The 15,112-nt window shown below is 67.9% G+C and carries 19 protein-coding genes; 11 read left to right on the top strand and 8 right to left on the bottom strand.

Features of this window, described 5'->3' with window-relative positions; all coding sequences use genetic code 11:
* Nucleotides 1–75 precede the first annotated feature (75 nt).
* The 7 genes from ATM97_RS14570 (at nucleotide 76) to ATM97_RS14540 (ending at nucleotide 4,914) form a co-directional block, all read left to right on the top strand.
* Nucleotides 76–342: a hypothetical protein gene (locus ATM97_RS14570; RefSeq protein WP_218718550.1), complete on the top strand. Its 267-nt coding sequence runs from the start codon at nucleotides 76–78 to the stop codon at nucleotides 340–342.
* Entirely contained in the window at nucleotides 335–2,785 is a 2,451-nt protein-coding gene (locus ATM97_RS14565; protein WP_218718549.1) for a hypothetical protein, read from the top strand. Before ATM97_RS14570 ends, ATM97_RS14565 begins: the two co-directional genes overlap by 8 nt.
* A 2-nt stretch (nucleotides 2,786–2,787) precedes the next feature.
* Nucleotides 2,788–3,300 (top strand): DUF3558 family protein, encoded by a 513-nt coding sequence (locus ATM97_RS14560; RefSeq protein ID WP_218718548.1) that lies wholly within the window; start codon nucleotides 2,788–2,790, stop codon nucleotides 3,298–3,300.
* Between the two features lie 75 nt (nucleotides 3,301–3,375).
* A complete protein-coding gene (locus ATM97_RS14555; RefSeq protein ID WP_218718547.1) occupies nucleotides 3,376–3,663 on the top strand; it encodes a hypothetical protein in 288 nt (95 codons plus the stop codon).
* A gap of 24 nt (nucleotides 3,664–3,687) precedes the next feature.
* Nucleotides 3,688–3,978, top strand: a complete 291-nt coding sequence (locus ATM97_RS14550) for a hypothetical protein (protein WP_218718546.1) — start codon at nucleotides 3,688–3,690, stop codon at nucleotides 3,976–3,978.
* A 147-nt stretch (nucleotides 3,979–4,125) separates the two neighbouring features.
* Nucleotides 4,126–4,494 (top strand): hypothetical protein, encoded by a 369-nt coding sequence (locus tag ATM97_RS14545; RefSeq protein ID WP_218718545.1) that lies wholly within the window; start codon nucleotides 4,126–4,128, stop codon nucleotides 4,492–4,494.
* 111 nt (nucleotides 4,495–4,605) lie between these two features.
* Nucleotides 4,606–4,914 carry a hypothetical protein gene (locus ATM97_RS14540; protein WP_218718544.1) on the top strand — a complete coding sequence of 103 codons (309 nt, stop codon included), beginning with the start codon at nucleotides 4,606–4,608 and terminating at the stop codon, nucleotides 4,912–4,914.
* Between the two features lie 68 nt (nucleotides 4,915–4,982).
* Here the strand turns inward: ATM97_RS14540 and ATM97_RS14535 are convergent, their stop codons facing one another.
* The 4 genes from ATM97_RS14535 to ATM97_RS14520 are packed head-to-tail and all read right to left on the bottom strand — an operon-like array spanning nucleotide 4,983 to nucleotide 9,353.
* Nucleotides 4,983–6,011 carry a histidinol-phosphate transaminase gene (locus ATM97_RS14535; RefSeq protein ID WP_218718543.1) on the bottom strand — a complete coding sequence of 343 codons (1,029 nt, stop codon included), beginning with the start codon at nucleotides 6,009–6,011 and terminating at the stop codon, nucleotides 4,983–4,985.
* Entirely contained in the window at nucleotides 6,008–7,021 is a 1,014-nt protein-coding gene (locus ATM97_RS14530) for a 3-oxoacyl-ACP synthase III family protein (RefSeq protein WP_218718542.1), read from the bottom strand. The genes ATM97_RS14535 and ATM97_RS14530 overlap by 4 nt, the downstream gene beginning before the upstream one ends.
* A 2-nt stretch (nucleotides 7,022–7,023) precedes the next feature.
* Entirely contained in the window at nucleotides 7,024–7,683 is a 660-nt protein-coding gene (locus tag ATM97_RS14525) for an SRPBCC family protein (protein WP_218718541.1), read from the bottom strand.
* Nucleotides 7,680–9,353, bottom strand: coding sequence for a thiamine pyrophosphate-binding protein (locus ATM97_RS14520; RefSeq protein WP_218718540.1), 1,674 nt, complete (start codon nucleotides 9,351–9,353; stop codon nucleotides 7,680–7,682). Before ATM97_RS14520 ends, ATM97_RS14525 begins: the two co-directional genes overlap by 4 nt.
* Before the next feature lie 176 nt (nucleotides 9,354–9,529).
* Here ATM97_RS14520 and ATM97_RS14515 point away from each other — a divergent pair, with 176 nt between their 5' ends.
* The 3 genes from ATM97_RS14515 to ATM97_RS14505 all read left to right on the top strand — a co-directional run bounded on the left by ATM97_RS14515 (nucleotide 9,530) and on the right by ATM97_RS14505 (nucleotide 11,959).
* Nucleotides 9,530–10,057 carry an EXLDI protein gene (locus ATM97_RS14515; RefSeq protein ID WP_218718539.1) on the top strand — a complete coding sequence of 176 codons (528 nt, stop codon included), beginning with the start codon at nucleotides 9,530–9,532 and terminating at the stop codon, nucleotides 10,055–10,057.
* Nucleotides 10,058–10,148: 91 nt separating this feature from the next.
* Nucleotides 10,149–11,183, top strand: a complete 1,035-nt coding sequence (locus ATM97_RS14510; RefSeq protein ID WP_305082657.1) for an ATP-binding cassette domain-containing protein — start codon at nucleotides 10,149–10,151, stop codon at nucleotides 11,181–11,183.
* Nucleotides 11,180–11,959, top strand: coding sequence for an ABC transporter permease (locus ATM97_RS14505; protein ID WP_218718538.1), 780 nt, complete (start codon nucleotides 11,180–11,182; stop codon nucleotides 11,957–11,959). The genes ATM97_RS14510 and ATM97_RS14505 overlap by 4 nt, the downstream gene beginning before the upstream one ends.
* A gap of 57 nt (nucleotides 11,960–12,016) precedes the next feature.
* Here the strand turns inward: ATM97_RS14505 and ATM97_RS14500 are convergent, their stop codons facing one another.
* The 3 genes from ATM97_RS14500 to ATM97_RS14490 form a co-directional block, all read right to left on the bottom strand.
* Nucleotides 12,017–12,715 carry an anti-sigma factor gene (locus ATM97_RS14500; RefSeq protein WP_218718537.1) on the bottom strand — a complete coding sequence of 233 codons (699 nt, stop codon included), beginning with the start codon at nucleotides 12,713–12,715 and terminating at the stop codon, nucleotides 12,017–12,019.
* Entirely contained in the window at nucleotides 12,712–13,221 is a 510-nt protein-coding gene (locus ATM97_RS14495) for a sigma-70 family RNA polymerase sigma factor (RefSeq protein ID WP_218718536.1), read from the bottom strand. The genes ATM97_RS14500 and ATM97_RS14495 overlap by 4 nt, the downstream gene beginning before the upstream one ends.
* 68 nt (nucleotides 13,222–13,289) lie before the next feature.
* Complete coding sequence (locus ATM97_RS14490; protein ID WP_218718535.1) at nucleotides 13,290–13,928, bottom strand: YqgE/AlgH family protein; 639 nt, start codon at nucleotides 13,926–13,928, stop codon at nucleotides 13,290–13,292.
* A gap of 106 nt (nucleotides 13,929–14,034) precedes the next feature.
* On the opposite strand from ATM97_RS14490, the gene ATM97_RS14485 reads away from it, so the two are divergent.
* The gene (locus ATM97_RS14485; RefSeq protein WP_218718534.1) at nucleotides 14,035–14,796 is read left to right on the top strand and encodes a 1-acyl-sn-glycerol-3-phosphate acyltransferase; all 762 of its coding nucleotides are present in this window, start codon (nucleotides 14,035–14,037) and stop codon (nucleotides 14,794–14,796) included.
* Here the strand turns inward: ATM97_RS14485 and ATM97_RS14480 are convergent.
* The gene (locus ATM97_RS14480) at nucleotides 14,790–15,101 is read right to left on the bottom strand and encodes a GNAT family N-acetyltransferase (protein ID WP_218718533.1); all 312 of its coding nucleotides are present in this window, start codon (nucleotides 15,099–15,101) and stop codon (nucleotides 14,790–14,792) included. The two genes, ATM97_RS14485 and ATM97_RS14480, sit on opposite strands and share 7 nt — an antisense overlap.
* Nucleotides 15,102–15,112: the final 11 nt, after the last annotated feature.

The following is a 15,112-nucleotide window of genomic DNA, read 5'->3' as shown; positions in this document are numbered from 1 at the left end:
CCATACTGGGCTCCACCTACATTCGGGGATGAGGGGGAGCAGTTGCTGCAAGCCGATATCGATCAGATTCGCGCCATGGCCGACAAGCTGACCACCAGCGGCGACGCCATCGACAACCTCGATGTGCGCACAGCGGTGGGGACCCTGGCGGGTGCGCTTCCCGGCTGCGACATTCCACGGTCGGTCGAGCTGGCCGCAGAGTTCGTCGAGGGCGCGTACCTGCGCGCCGCCGAACGCCTGCGTGAGGTCGCGAACAAGTCCAGGAACGCGGCATCGAACCTGCAGACCACCGACGAGCAGTTCTCCCAGATGCTGCGCGAGATGGACGTGCGCGATGCCTAGCCCCGACGAGGTGCGGCGCTGGAACCTCGGCGAACTGACCAGCTGGACCGGCAAGCTCGTCGAGTCCAGGGCGACGTTGATGAGCGAATTCGACGCTACCAAGCGGCATTTCGAGAATCTCGGGCAGTCGTGGCAGGGCTTGGCCTACAACGCCGCCTATGATCGCGTGGGGCAGGACCACACGCAGGGGCAGAAGCTCGCCTACGAGATCGATGAGCTGATCGACGTTCTCAACTCCGGCATCAGCTCGGTATCCGGCTTCCGCGACACGCTGCTGGTCAAGCTCAACGACGCCACAGCCGTCCCGCTGGAGGTCGACGCGAGCTGGAAGGTTCTGGAGAAGGACGGCGTGGACGCCGAGGTGGTCCGCACCCACCAGGACGCCATCACCGCGGCCTACAACCCGTTCCGCGACGCGGTAGAAGCCCTGGCCAAAGCCATCGGTGACCAGGCGCTGGAGATAAGGTCCGGTGGCGATCTGCTCGGCTCCAGCCTCGATGTCGCCGACGCGGACAACCAGGCCGCCCGGTTCGGTAAGCAGGACGGCAAAGCGCTGGCCGATGCCGCTCGTACCGGTGACACCGCGGCGATCGACGAGATCGCCTCCAACATGCCGGAGCATGTGCTCAGCGCGGAGGAACTGCGACGACTCGCCAACGGCGAGGACGTCAGCACTGTTCCGGCCGCGGTACAGGACTACTACAAAGCGCTGTATCAGGAGGCGGGCAAGGACGGCGTCCTCGCCCTGAACCAACGACTGCTCGAGCGCGAGCAGGCGGGCGATCCGGTCGCCGCGATCAAGCGCGACAATCTCGCCAACTCCCTGATGGTCGTCTCGAACGAGAAGATCGGTTCGGGCAACCAGCGCGGTTCCTACGCCGACCTGCCGACCGGCGTGCGCGAGTTGATCTCCGGCCGCTACGAGGATCGCGACGATCTGGCGATCGACGGGCAGATGCCGGTCAAGGACCAGATCATGCAGCAGGCGGCACTGGCTGAACTGCTCACCCAGGCCAACCCCGGTTACGAACCGGGTCAGACCTTGGGCATCGAGCTCGGCAGGCAGAGCGCCAGCCTCGCTGCCTTCGTCGCCGACGGCGAGGAGAACTGGAACGGATACCCGCCCGGATTCAACGAGGGCGACCTCGGCAAGGTCGAAGAGGCCAGCCGACAGTTCCTCGAGTCGGGCACTCGCAGCAACGAGGCCAGTTACGCGCTGCTCACCGGCAAGGACTTCAACACCGGCCAGGAGATCCCGGGCGATCTGTCCTTCGGGGCCACCGACCAGTCCTTCAGCCCGAAGGAATACGACCTGGACAAGTTCACCTCGACGATCTTCCAGCACGAGTGGGAAGATGATGGCCAAACGGCTGCCGGTCTGTACGACTGGATTGCGGACGGGACGGAGAAGCCGGGGCAGGAAGGTTTGCTTGCCAAGCAGGCGCTGTCGGAGCTACCCGATGTGTTCGCGCCGACCGAAACGGATGACACGGGCAACTCCAAACTCGAGTCCGGTGACGGCGGTACAGTCTTCGAACAGAACGCTGACGCATTCAACACGAATCCCAAGCTGGCGGACAGCCTTTCGCATGTGCTCGCCACGAACATGGAGACATTTATCAGCCCGGACGCGGCGAAGACCGCGATCTACGATGATCCACTCACGCCGGGAGATCAGGCCAATGTCACCTTCTCCAAGCTCGATGCTGATCGACTGCTCTTCCTCGGGAGTCAATCCGAGGGAGGCAGGTTCAGCCTGGAGTTCGCGCGGCAGACCTATGAAGCCGACATGTTGAACGGCGCGGTGACCGAGGGCGGCGGCGATCCGCAGAGATGGCTGAGCATCAACGCGCCCGACTTGGGAAGCCTTGACGCGCGAATCACCAACGCGTCGCTGAATGCGCTGACCTATCAGACCGAAAAATCGGATGCGGATACTTACCAGGCAAAGCTCGAGACCTATGAGATGCGCCAGCAGGTAGGCGACATAGTCAAATCGCTGACGCTGGACAATATCGAACTTCCCGGCGCCACTCCGATCAGTGTCATCGGAAATCAAGTTCTCGAAGTGGCAAAAGATGAAGGCTACAATGCCGCGATGGAGAAGTTCAACCCCGAGCCGGAGAGGGAATACTCGGCGTACCCCGAGGCGAGTGAATCATCTGCTCAGGCGAAAGAGAAGATTATCCAGCAGCTGTTCACAACACTGCATTCGAACGGCAAGTTGCCCGCTGAATACATTGGATCCGATGGTCAGCCGATCGATGTTGCTCCGCTCATCGCTACACCGGCGCAAAGGACATTGAACAGCTTCCTCGACGGGCAGAACCTGCTGGAATTCACGGAGTCCTACTCCAATGAACACTCCTTCCATACCGTCACGGGGCTGGTGCAGAAGCCTGGTGACATGACCTACTACGTCACCGGAAAGCCGTCGGAGTAGCGATGACCGGAATGGTGCGGGCGGTGGGTGTGGTGGCCCTGGTATGTGCGGCGGTGAGTGGCTGCGGACAAGAAGCGGCGCCGCCGGCGGACACCACTTCGACGCAGTACATGTTCGATAACCTCTTCAATCCTTGTCGGCAGATGCCGGAGAGTTTTCTGATCGGACATGGGCTGACCAAGGATCCTGAAGGGTTGACGTCTCCGGTGGAGAAGTATGCGGCCATCGGGTGTTCGTTCTCAGGTCCGACCATTGATCTCACGGTGCAGGTAAGTAATGCGCCGTTGAACGAGCTCGGGCGGGAGTCTCCGAATTCGTTCGCCCCGACCGAGATCGCTCAGCGTCGCGCCAGGATCCTGTCGCTCCCGCTGGAACGGCGCTTCTGTCGCCTCGATGTGGAGATCGCCGGCGGCATATTGGCACTCGGCGCGAGCGGCGACCCAGCGGGCGAACCGTGTACACCGTTGACGGCCCTGGCCGAGGAGCTGGTGCCGCAGCTTCCTGACGGAGTGTGACGAAAGTCGGCGCTGGTGGCCGCCTTCCGGAGCCTCCGGTACAACAGAGGTAGGACTCGATTTCGGGGGGAATCCATGCGGCTCGTTCTTTCGGCTCTGCTGTTGGTGTTGATCGGACTCGTCACCACCATCGTCTCGGCGTCCATCGGGATCGCGGTGATGGTGCTCGCGGTGGTGCTGCTCGCGGTCGCCTGGGTGCGGGCCTCGGCGCGCGGGGGGTCCTCGGCGAGGCAGCGCTGGGGCGCGGGGTCAGGTGCGGCGGGGGCGGGCGGTTTCGGGTGGGTGGCCGGTGGCGACTCGCACCATGGTGATGGTGGGGGCGGCGGCGGTTGCGGTGGCGGCGGGTGCGGCGGCGGTAGCTGATCGCGTGTGGTCGGAGGGTCGGCCATGGTGTTCGGCGCGGCGGTGCTGCTCGTGCTTCTGGGCGTCATCGCGTTCGGTTTCTCGCCGGTCGTCGGCGTCGCGCTGCTCGCGTGCGCCGCGTCGCTGGTGGTGATCGTGGGGGTGCGAAACCGTCCGCGTCGGGTTACCCGGCGTGGACAACCCGCGCGCTGGGTGTGGGGCGCGAGCGCGGCGGGTCTGGCCAGTGCCTCGCGCACATTGCGCACGTTGCGCGACGAGGACGGCAGTCACGACGACGGTGGTTCGTCGGGTGGTTGCGGCGGCGGTAGCGACTGATCGTTCGGTGCCCGTGCGGCCCTGCCTGCGGTAGCGCCTGGTCCGCCGGATGCTTCGACGACGGGCGCAGGCCGAGGTGAGCCGACTGCGGTTTCGGGGGAATCAGCTGGGGTACAACTTGGATCAGAACTCATTGGGGGGTCCGATATGTTCTTCGTCTCCGCGTTGTTGCTGGCCGTGATCGGCGCGACGGTGGTCGGGAAATCACTCATGGCGGGTGTGCCGCTGTTCGCCATCGCCGGGGTGATCCTGGTCGGCGGTATTCGTGAGCTCCGCCGGGCCGGCTCGGTGTTCGGGCGGGCGTCGGGGGCCGGACAGCGCGCTGACGGGTGGCGGGCGGGTGCGTCTGCCGGAGGCTCCCGTGGCGCCGCCGCTGTCGGTGGCTCGAGTGCCGGTGGCGGCGATGGCGGCGGCAGCGACCTCGCGGGCACCACGGGCGGTGACGGCGGTGGCGGTAACAGCGGCTGTGGCGGTGGCGGTGGCGGTGGCGGCTGTGGGGGTGGCGGCGGAGGCTGATCGCCGGCCTGGCGACCAGGGGTACAGGTCGGCCGAAAGGGGATTGCAAGGGCTCGGTCCTACCTTCGGCATCGACACACCAGGCCGACAAGGGGAGGTTCCATGAGCGAAATGATCGTGATGATCCTCGCGATCGTCATCGTCGTCGCCGCGCTCGCTGTCTTCGTGACGGTGCCGGTGCTGATCATCCTGTCCATCGTCCGCGCGGTGAGCGAATCTCCCGAGCAGCGGCGCATCAGACAGGTGCAGGGCAGATCGCGACGGCGGTCCAGTGACAGCGGCTGGTCCAGTGGCAGCGCCTGGACGGACTACGGCTCGAGCGGCAGCGACTCGGGGTCGAGCAGCTGGAGCAGTTGCGGCAGCGGAAGTTCCAGCAGTTGTGGCGGCGGGAGCTCGAGCAGCTGCGGTGGGGGTAGCTGAGTTCGAAGGCGGATGACCTGGTGGCGAAGGGGAGGCCACCAGGTCATCCGGTCATCGATCGACCGCGGTCAGCGCAGGTCGATCAGGGCCGCGTGCACGGCGCGGCCGGCTAGGGGGTCGCCGACCGCGATCCGGGCACTGCCGTCCGGGTAGGACTTGGCTTTGATGCCCGCCCGGCGGAGCGCGGTGGCGACGCCGGGGCCGGGGAGATACAGGAAGTTGGCGTGGCTGCGGTGCACGTCGATGCCGCAGGCGCGCAAGTCCGTTCGCAGGACGTCGCGTTCCCGGTTGATCCGCTGGATGCGGTCGTGGAGTTCGTCGTCGGCGGCGTAGGCGGCCCGGACCGCGGCCACGGCGGCGGTGCCGATGCCGAACGGCAGCTGCTGGCGACTGATGCGCTCGATCAGGTCGCCGCGGCCGACGCAGTAGCCGATGCGCAGGCCCGCCAAACCGTACGCCTTCGAAAAGGTCCGCAACACCAGCAGATTCGGGTGGCGGTGCAGCAGCGCGTGCACGTCGAGGCGGTCGGCCGGGTCGAGGAATTCGACGTAGGCCTCGTCGAGCAGCACCGGAACCCGGCGGGGGAGCGCGGACAGGAACGAGCGCACCGCGCCGGCGTCGAGCACCGTTCCGGTCGGATTGTGCGGCCTGCACAGCACGACCAGCGCGGTGCGCCGGTTGACCGCGCGGCGCAGCGCGGTCAGATCCTGCTCGCCCGCCGGGTCGAGCGGCACCGGCACCAATGTCATGCCGGTCATGTCCGCCAGCATCGGGTAGCCGTCGAAAGTCGGTGTGCTGGTGACGAGTTCGCCGCCGGACAGGGCCCGAAGCACCTGCTGCGCGACGCCGGTGGCGCCGGAGCCGACCACCACCTGTTCCGGCCGGACGCCGAGGCGTTCGGCGATGACCCGCGGCAACCGCTCGGGCAGGAACTCCGGATACCGATTCGCCTGGGCGAGTGTGTCGTTGACCGCCGTGACGACCGACGGCAGCGGCGGGAAGGGGTTCTCGCTGAGCGAGAGGTCGAACAGCATCGGCGTGGCCGAGGTGCGGAACCGACGGGAGGGGATCGTCGGTTCCGCGAGGCGCGTGGTCATCGCGCCGCGCCCCAGCGCACGGCGGCCGCGCCGGCGAAATCACCGGCGTGCGCGAACGCCGACAGCAGCACCACCGAGCCGTTGCGCAATCGGCCCGCCCGGTTCTCCACATCCAGGGTCACCGGAATGCCTGCGGCGAACAGGTTTCCGCACTGGTCGAAGGTGTCGGGATGGCGTTCGGCGGGCAGTTCCAGCGCGTCGTGCCAGTTGCGCAGGAACAGCCGATTCGGCTGATTGGTGACGAAGGTGTCGATGTCACGGCCCTTCACCCCGATGTGATCGCACACCGCCAGCGCCACCTCGGGGACGAGCCGGTTGCCGCGCGCGAACACCTTGGTGATCTTCGATTCGGTGAAGCTCACGCAGCCCTGACCCTCGCCCGGTTCCCAGTACTTGCGCGGGCCGTTGGTGGAGAAGTCCATGTCACCGGCGAATTCGGGATAGGTGCGGCATTCGATGTCGAGGATCGGCGCCGAATCGTCCTTGCGGAGCAAGCCGATGCCGCAGCCGTCGCCGGGCACCGGCGCCTGCGCGAGCTTGCGGATGTCGGGCTGGGTGAACACCGGGCCCGCGCAGTTCTGGGCGGCGACGATCAGCGCGGTCTTGGCGTCGCTGGTGGCCATGATCATCCGGGCCAGCGCCATCATGTGCACGAAGGCCGCGCAGCCGCCGTTGTGCACGTCCAGGACATGCGAGGGCTTGGCGCCGAGGCGCCGGGCCAGCTCGGGGCCGGCGCCGAGCACGGGATTGTCGGGCAGCTGGGTGTGGGTGAGGATGATGTCGATCTCGGCGGCCAGGCCATCGCCGTGCCGTTCCCGCAGCGGCGCGAAGGCCTTCTCGGCCATGTCGACGGCGGTTTCGTCGCGGTCGACGTGGTGGCGTCCGGTCGGGGACCGGAACATCACGTTCTTGGCCATCCGCTCCGAGCGGGAGAACTGGGTGAAGTATTCGGTCGGGACCGGCTCGCCGGGCAGGTAACTCGCGACGTCGACCAGACTCACTTGCGGCATGTTCACTGCATCCACTCCGGCTTGATCGGCAGCCCGTGGGCCGCGCGGTATTCACAGATGGCCTTGAGGTTGTCGAGCTCCAATTGGTGGCCGGCGGAGAACATCTCCCAGAAATCGCCGACCCACACCGGCCGCTTGGGCGGCGCGGTCTCCGGATAACCGTTCTCGTCGTAGAAGGGGTGTTTGCAGTTGACCCACAGCACCACCGACCCCGGCTTGTCGAACACCACCTGCGCGTCGACGACCCGCATCAGGTAGATCATCCACAGGTGTGCGGACTGGTCCCAGGCGCAGTGGTAGTCCACGGTCATGGCGTCGGCGTTGGCGACGGTCCTGGTGAAACACTTGGTCGCGTCGCCGAGCCGGTCGTAGGACAACCACAGGCCCGGTTCGTCGGTCTCGGTGAATCCGCGCAGGCTGTAGGTCCATTCCTCCAGCGAGCGGGTGTCGGCGAGGTATTCGAAGACCTCGCGCGGCGGTGCGGCGATGTAGGTCTGCACGGGGCAGAAGTCGCCGTAGATCTGGTCGTGCGGATACACCGACCGCAGCATGTCCATGATGATCGGGGTCGTCGCCTCCCGATCCGAATTCTCGATCCGCAGGACGCCGGGGATCACCTCGTCGGGGATATCGCTGAGTGCTGGCAGGGCGCTGGTTGTCACGGGGTACTCCTCGAAGCGTCGATAGTCGACAGGAAGGGCAGGAAGGGCGGTATTTCGTCGGGGTCGCAGAGGATTTCGAGGAACGAGGGTCCGGTGGCGGTGAAGCTGTCGCGCAGGGCGGCGGCGAGCTCACCGGGTTCGTCGACGGTGCGGGCGGGGAGCCCGGGGAACATGGCGGCGATGCCGGCTCCCAGGTGTGCGGGGTGAAAACGGTTGAAGCTGTAGCGGTCCCGGTAGTAGAGCTGTTCACGGGTGACGCACATGGCGTGCGCGTTGTTGTTGAACACCACGAAGGTGATCGGCAGGGCGTGTTCCACGGCGGTGTGCAGTTCCATGCCGTGCATGTAGAAGGAACCGTCGCCGGCGATCACGACCGTGCGATGCGGACCGTCGGCGGCGTCGTGGCGGGCGAAGGCGGAACCGATGCCCGCGCCGAACGCGTAGCCCATGCCGCCCATTCCGAGGGCGACGACGAATCGTCCGCCCTCGGGCACCCTCAGGTAATGCACCACGCTGGCGCCGGTGTTACCGGCGTCGGCGAAAATATCCGCGCCAGTGGGTAATTCACGCTGAATGGCCTCGACGACGGTGCGGTAGCGCAGGCCGGGGCCCGCGGCCTCGGGCACCGTCATCGGAGTCGGGTCGGCCGGGGGATCGGTGTGGGTGGGGGTGCCGTCGATCCGGGTCAGCAGTTCGCCGAGGGCGGCGGCGAGGTCGGTGGCGGTGGTGTGCAGTGCGGCCGGATAGGGCGGTAGCGCGCCGATGCTGAGCAGCGTGAGGTCGGCGAGTGCCGCGTCCAGGCCAGCGCTCGCGGTGACGGGCAGCCGCGTGCCGATCAGCAGGCACGCGCTCGCCGCGGCCAGCGCCTCGGCGAGTTCGGCGTGCCCCATGCTGCCCGCGACTCCGCAGTAGCCGGGACCGGCGTTCGGGTAGACGTCCTTGGCGTCGGGTGCCAGGCCGATCGAGGCGTCGAGCGCGGTGACCAGCTCGGCCAGTTCGGCGCGGGCGTCGTCGCGGGCGACCTGATCGCCCGCGATGATCACGACCTTCCCGGTGCGCCGGGCGGCGGCGAGTTCGGCGACGACGGCGTCGAGCACCGGCAGCTCGGCCGCGCCGGTCCGGGCCGGGCGCGTCGCCGCTGCCGGCATCGCTTGCTGCTGCACGTCTTTGGGGATGAGGAGCACGGCGGGACCGCCACCCTCGGCCGCCGCGACCGCCGCCGCGAGCTGGGCGGGCAGCTCGGCCGGATCGGTGACGCGCGCGCAGTATCGGCTCACCGCCGCGAACAGTGCCGTGGCGTCCAGCGATCCGGCCAGTCCGCTCGAATCCTGAAACGCCCCATGGCCTTCCAGGGTGGTAGGCGGTTGTCCGACCAGCGCCAGGACGGGGACCCGGGACGCGAAGGACTCGGCGAGCCCGGCGACCAGGTTCATCGCCCCGCCGCCGGAGGTCGCGGCCACCACGCCGAGTCCACCGGTGCTGCGCGCGTACCCGTCGGCCATGGTGGCCGCCGAGAACTCGTGTTTGGCGACGATGCCCGCCGGGCGCCCGCCCGCGTCGAAGATCGCGTCGTAGAGGTCTTCGATATTGGCGCCGTCGACGCCGAACAGATGTGTGACCCCCAGTCCGGATACCGCGTCAACGAGGTAGTCGACCACTCGGTTCGGCATCGGCCCTCCTCTTTCTCGCGTGCTGCGTCCCCTGCCCGCGTACCCGGTCGGACCAGCGGGAACCGACGGACGGAACGTCGCGTACACGAGGGATACGGGGTGGCGACGACTCCGGTTCAGAGGGTGGGTGAGAACCACCCCTTGTGTGTACGTATACATCTACGTATAGTGAGTGCATGCCCAACAAGACGATCTACGTAGCCGACGATGATCTGCCCCTGTTCCAGCGGGCGCAGGAACTCGTCGGTGGCAACATCTCCGGCGCGGTGGTCGCCGCGCTGCGCCGGTTCATCGACCTGGAGGAAGGTCGCCAGGCCGGCTTCGACGAGGTCGTCTTGCAGGTGGGTCGCGACGGCGTGCGGCAGGTGCGCTTCCAGGGCACCCTGCTGGGCGAATGGCGCGATGTCGGCGACGAGCGGGTGCTGCACCAGCAGGTCTACCGCAGTCGCAAGGGCAAGCTCGTGCTGCACACGCACACGGCGCTGTGGAAGGACTACCCGACCGGCGAGGCCGCCGGCGACCTGAAGGACTGGAAATACTGGCGCCGGATGTTCGGCATCGGCGACCGGCCCTGGGACTGGGGCGACTACGAGTACGAGATCCTCGACGACGTGGCCGACCTGAAGGGTCGCGTCCCCGACAAGCTCTATCGCAAGGTCGAGGACATCCACGCCCACCCGCAGATCGAGGAACTCGACATCTAGTTCCCGGTCTGCCGGTTACAACCACACACCCACACCAGCAACCGCAGCCCCCTGGGGGCTGTGTCGATAACTCATGCACATATTCGCAGTAATGAATGAAATTCTCTGGAAAGGGACGACCATGGTCAACTCGGCCATCACGGCACGGGGCCTGCGCAAGGCCTACGGCGAGCACACGGTCCTCGACGGCATCGACCTCACCGTCGCCGAGGGCACGATCTTCTCCCTGCTCGGCCCCAACGGCGCGGGCAAGACCACCACGGTGCAGATCCTCACCACGCTCATCGGCGCCGACGCCGGCGAGATCGCCGTCGGCGGCTACGACGTGGTGACCGAACGTGACGGCGTGCGCGAGCTGATCGGCGTGACGGGACAGTTCGCGGCCGTCGACGAACTGCTCACCGGCCGCGAGAACCTGCACATGATGGGCGATCTCAACCATCTGCCCCGCCGCGACACCCGCGGCCTGGCCACCGAACTGCTGGAGCGCTTCGACCTGGTCGAGGCGGCCGACAAACCGGCGAGCACCTACTCCGGCGGCATGACCCGCAGGCTCGATCTGGCCATGACGCTGGTCGGCAACCCGCGGGTGATCTTCCTCGACGAGCCGACCACCGGCCTCGACCCGCGCAGCCGCCGGGCAATCTGGGACATCATCCGCGGCCTGGTCGACGACCTCGGCGTCACCGTCTTCCTCACCACCCAGTACCTCGAGGAGGCCGATCAGCTGGCCGACCGCATCGCGGTGCTCGACCAGGGCCGCATCGTCGCCGAGGGCACCGCAGCCGAACTGAAGCGGCTGATCCCCGGCGGGCACATCCGCATCGACTTCGCCGATCAGCGCGCGCTGGCCGCCGCGCAGTACGCGCTCGGCCCGTCCGCGCGGGTGCTCGACGCCGGCGACGGCCTCACCCTGGCGGTCCCCAGCGACGGCGGCGTGCGCTCCCTGCGCGCCGTGCTCGATCTGCTGGACGCCGAGAACATCGAAGCGGGCGGCATTTCCGTGCACACCCCCAACCTCGACGACGTCTTCCTCACCCTGACGGGAAGAAGCGCTCAGCGGCCGGCGACGGCCGCAGAGCATGACAACGACCGCGCCACCACCGAGCAGGAGTCCCTGGCATGAGCACCACCACCGTCGCGAACAAGCACGCCGTCGCCGACACCATGACCATGTTGCGGCGCAACATCATCCACGCCAAGCGCTATCCGAGCATGGTCTTCGGCATCCTGATCATGCCCACCGTGCTGCTGCTGGTGTTCAACTACGTCTTCGGTGGGGCGCTGGAGAAGTCCTCCGGCGGCGAGTACATCGACTACCTGGCGCCGGGCATGCTGTTGTTGCTGCCCGCGTACATGACCGTGTCGGTGGCCGTCTCGATCGCCACCGACAAGAGCAAAGGCATCGTGAATCGCTTTCGGGTGATGGCGATCTCGCAGTCGTCGATGCTCACCGGGCACGTGCTCGGCGCGCTCATCCAGGCGCTGGGCGGCATGGCCGTGATGGCCGGGGTCGCGCTGCTGATCGGCTTCCGGCCGAACGCGAACCTGCTCGAATGGGTGGCCGCCTTCGGTCTGCTCACCCTGGTGACCTTCGCCTTCACCTGGCTCGCCATCGCCCTCGGTCTGCTCTCGCCGAACCCCGAAAGCGCCAGCAACGCACCGTTTCCCATCGTGATGATGCCGTTCCTCGGCAGCGGCCTCGTCGCCACCGACACCATGCCGGTCGGCCTGCGGCAGTTCGCCGAGTACCAGCCCTTCACCCCCATCACCGAGACCCTGCGCGGGCTGCTGATGGGCACCGAGATCGGCGTCAACGGCTGGGTCTCGCTGGGCTGGTGCGCGGTGATCGCCGGCGGCGGCTACCTCTGGTCGAAGTCGATCTTCAGCAAGCAGAGCTGAGCCGCACGCGCCGAACGGTCCCGGAGAGACATGCTCTCCGGGACCGTTCGGCCGTGCTCAGATCTGGGCTTCCAGGATCGTGCGGCCCGCGCTGACCGAGGTGATCTCGACCTTGCTGATCGACTCCGGCGGCGCGTCGATCGTGCGGTCGACGGTGAGCTCGGTGCCGGGGCCCGCGGGCCACTGGTCGAGTTCGAAGCGCTGGTCGCCCGCGGTGACGATCAGGCCGTAGGTCCAGCTGTAGCCGGAGCCGTAGCTGCTCGGCGCGTAGCGGCAGGTCATCACCAGGCGGGTGCGGTCGCCGTCGCGCACCAGTTTCACCTCGGCGCTGACCGGTGTCTGCTCCACCGCCCGCATCTGCTGGGCCGCGACGACCTGTTCGGTCGGCGCGTCGGAGCGGGCGACGGTGACCGTCACCGGGATGGCGATCGCCACGGCGGCCGCGGCGGCCGCGACCGCGCTACCGACCCCGATCCAGCGACTTCGCCGGCGCTTCTTCTCGGCCGCGGCGGCCAGCGAGGGCAGCAGATCGGGGGCGTGGGCGATCGCGGGTTCGGTGGCCTCGATCATCGACAGGGCGGTGTCGCGATCGACCAGCGCGAGCATTCCCGGCATCCCGGCCAGGTCGGCGACCGCTTCGGTGCAGTGCGGGCAGTCGTGCAGGTGCGTCTCGTACTCGCGGCGCTCGTCGGCGCCCAGGGAACCGAGAACGTAGGCGGCGTCCCAGGTGCTGTACTCGTCGAAGAGATCGGTCATCGGTTCGTCACCCCCATCTCCTGTAGCGCCAATCGCATCGCTCGCATGCCGTAGTGCAGCCGCGACTTCACCGTGCCCGGCGGAATGCCCAGCTCGTCGGCGATCTGCTGCATGCCGAGGCCGCGGTAGTAGGCCCGCACGATCACCTCGCGATGATCCTGGCTCAGCGTGCTGAGCGCGTCGGCGACGAGCCAGCCGTCCAGCGCCCGATCGGACTGATCGGGGCTGACCTGTTCCGGGGGTGTGTCGGTGCCGAACTCCCGGCGGTGTCGCGCGCTGCGGTGTTCGTCGACGGCAAGATTACGGGCCACGGTGAACAGCCACGCGCGCGGTGAGGTCTCGGTCTGCTCGAGCACCGCGGGCCGTTGCCAGGCCCGCAGCAAGGTCTCCTGCACGATGTCCTCGGCCCGGCCGGGATCGCGCACCAGGCCCAGGGTGAAGCGCCACAGCGCGGGAGCGTGCTCGGCGTAGAGCGCGCGCATCAGTTCGTCGCGACCGTCGTCCATCGGCGGTCCGGGTCACTGCTCGTCGATATTCATGGTGTCACTCCTGATCTGTCGAAGGAGTAACGGGATCAGTTGCGTTCGAGTTCAATCGGGTGCGTGGCGAGCAGGGCCAGCGGCAGCGGCTGGCGGCGCAGCACGCTCGCCCACAGGTCGTGCCGGTCGGTGGCGAGCGGATCCGACGGCAGCGCCGAGACCACGATCCAGTCGTCGTTGTCGAGTTCGCCGTCGAGCTGGCCCATCGACCAGCCCGCGTACCCGGCGAAGATCCGGATGCCCTCGACCAGCGGGCCGATCTCGGCCGGATCGGCGTCCAGGTCGACCAGCACCACCCGGCCGTCGACCCGGCGCAGGCCGCGCACCTCGGAGATGTCGGCGCCGGTGCGCAGGGTGCCCAGGCACAGGGCGGCGTCGCGTTTGACCGGACCACCGATGTAGAGGTCGGTCGGCTGGGCGGCCAGGTCGGCCCAGGCGGGCAGGACGTCGCGCACCGGGGTCTCGCTCGGCCGGTTCAGCACCACGCCGAGGCTGCCGGCGTCGTTGTGCTCGATGACGTACACCACGGTCCGCCGGAAGGTCGGTTCCACCAGGTCGATCGCCGACACCAGCAGATTGCCCGCGCGGACGCCCACCGCGGGGTGCCCGCGCCGCCGGTCATCGCCGTGCCCGTCGCGAGTCCGGCGCTCGTCCGGGTCGTCTCCGCGTGCCACCGAGCCATCATCGCATTGGACCGGTGTCGCGCGCTCCCCGCGGACCGCCGCGGACCGGAAATTTTCTCGTCCGACCGCCCGCGGGCCCGCCCGGTAGGGTCTCGGCATGCACTCGCCCGAGGTCCTTCTCGAAAACAGTGACGCCGTGTACGACTACTACCAGCGACATCAGCAGAATCGCTGGAAGGCGCTGGCGTCCTATGCCGTGCTGGCCCGGCGCTTCCGCCCGCGGGTGGCCTTCGCCGACGGCGCGAAGCAGCAGCTGAAGGCCCTGGTCCGCAGCGGGCGCCCGGTGATCTTCGCGATCAATCACCTCTCCACCAGCGATCCGTACACCGTCGCCGCGACGGCGTGGCGCTCACCGCTGCGCGGCAAGATCGGCCGGGTGCGGGTGCTGGCCAAGGACGAACTGTTCGTCGATCCCGAGCAGCGCCGCAAGGTCGACATGATGGGCGGCATCCCGGTGTTCCGCGGCAAGGACCACGGCATCAGGGCCGTCAACGCCGCAGGTCAGCGCATGATGGATGTCTGCGCGCAGCGTCTGGCCGCCGGTGATCACCTGGCGATCTTCCCCGAGGGCACCTGCAACGACGTCGACCCGGTGACGGTGCAGTCCGTCGGCAGCGGGATCGGTCATATCGCGTTCCGCGCGGCCAAGCTGGACGCGCCGCCCGCGCTGGTCGCCCTGGCGATGAGTTACGGTCCGCGACCCGACCCGAAGGTCGAGCCGACCGCCGCGGAGGTCGTCGCCGCCCGGTTCTACTTCCGGTCGCCGGTGCTGGAGCTGCCGCAGCGGCCCGCCGATATCGCCCGCCTCGTCAAGGACGAACTGCAACTGGCCGTCGACGCGGCGGTCGCGAGCTACTGAGGCAACCCGAACAGCTCCCGCGCCCGCTGCGGCACCAGCGAGATGTAGGCCGGATGGGTCTTGACGAAGTGCAGGACCACCGGACACAGCGGCAGCACGCTGAACCCCTCGGCGCGGCCGGCGTCCAGCGCGGCCTGAGTGAGCACGTTGGCCAGTCCCTGGCCCTCGAATCGGGGATAGATCTCGGTGTGCACGAGGGCGCGTTCGGCCCCGGTGTCCTGGTACTCGATATAGCCGGCGGGGACTCCGTCGGCGGTGAGTTCGAACCGCTCGAGCGCGGCGTTGTTGCGGACCTCGGTCGCCATGCGTCGAAACT

This window comes from Nocardia sp. MH4, assembly GCF_019266065.1.
Lineage (GTDB): Bacteria > Actinomycetota > Actinomycetes > Mycobacteriales > Mycobacteriaceae > Nocardia > Nocardia canadensis.
The sequence above is the reverse complement of the archived record's forward strand: the minus strand, read 5'-3'. Positions and strand labels throughout refer to the sequence as shown.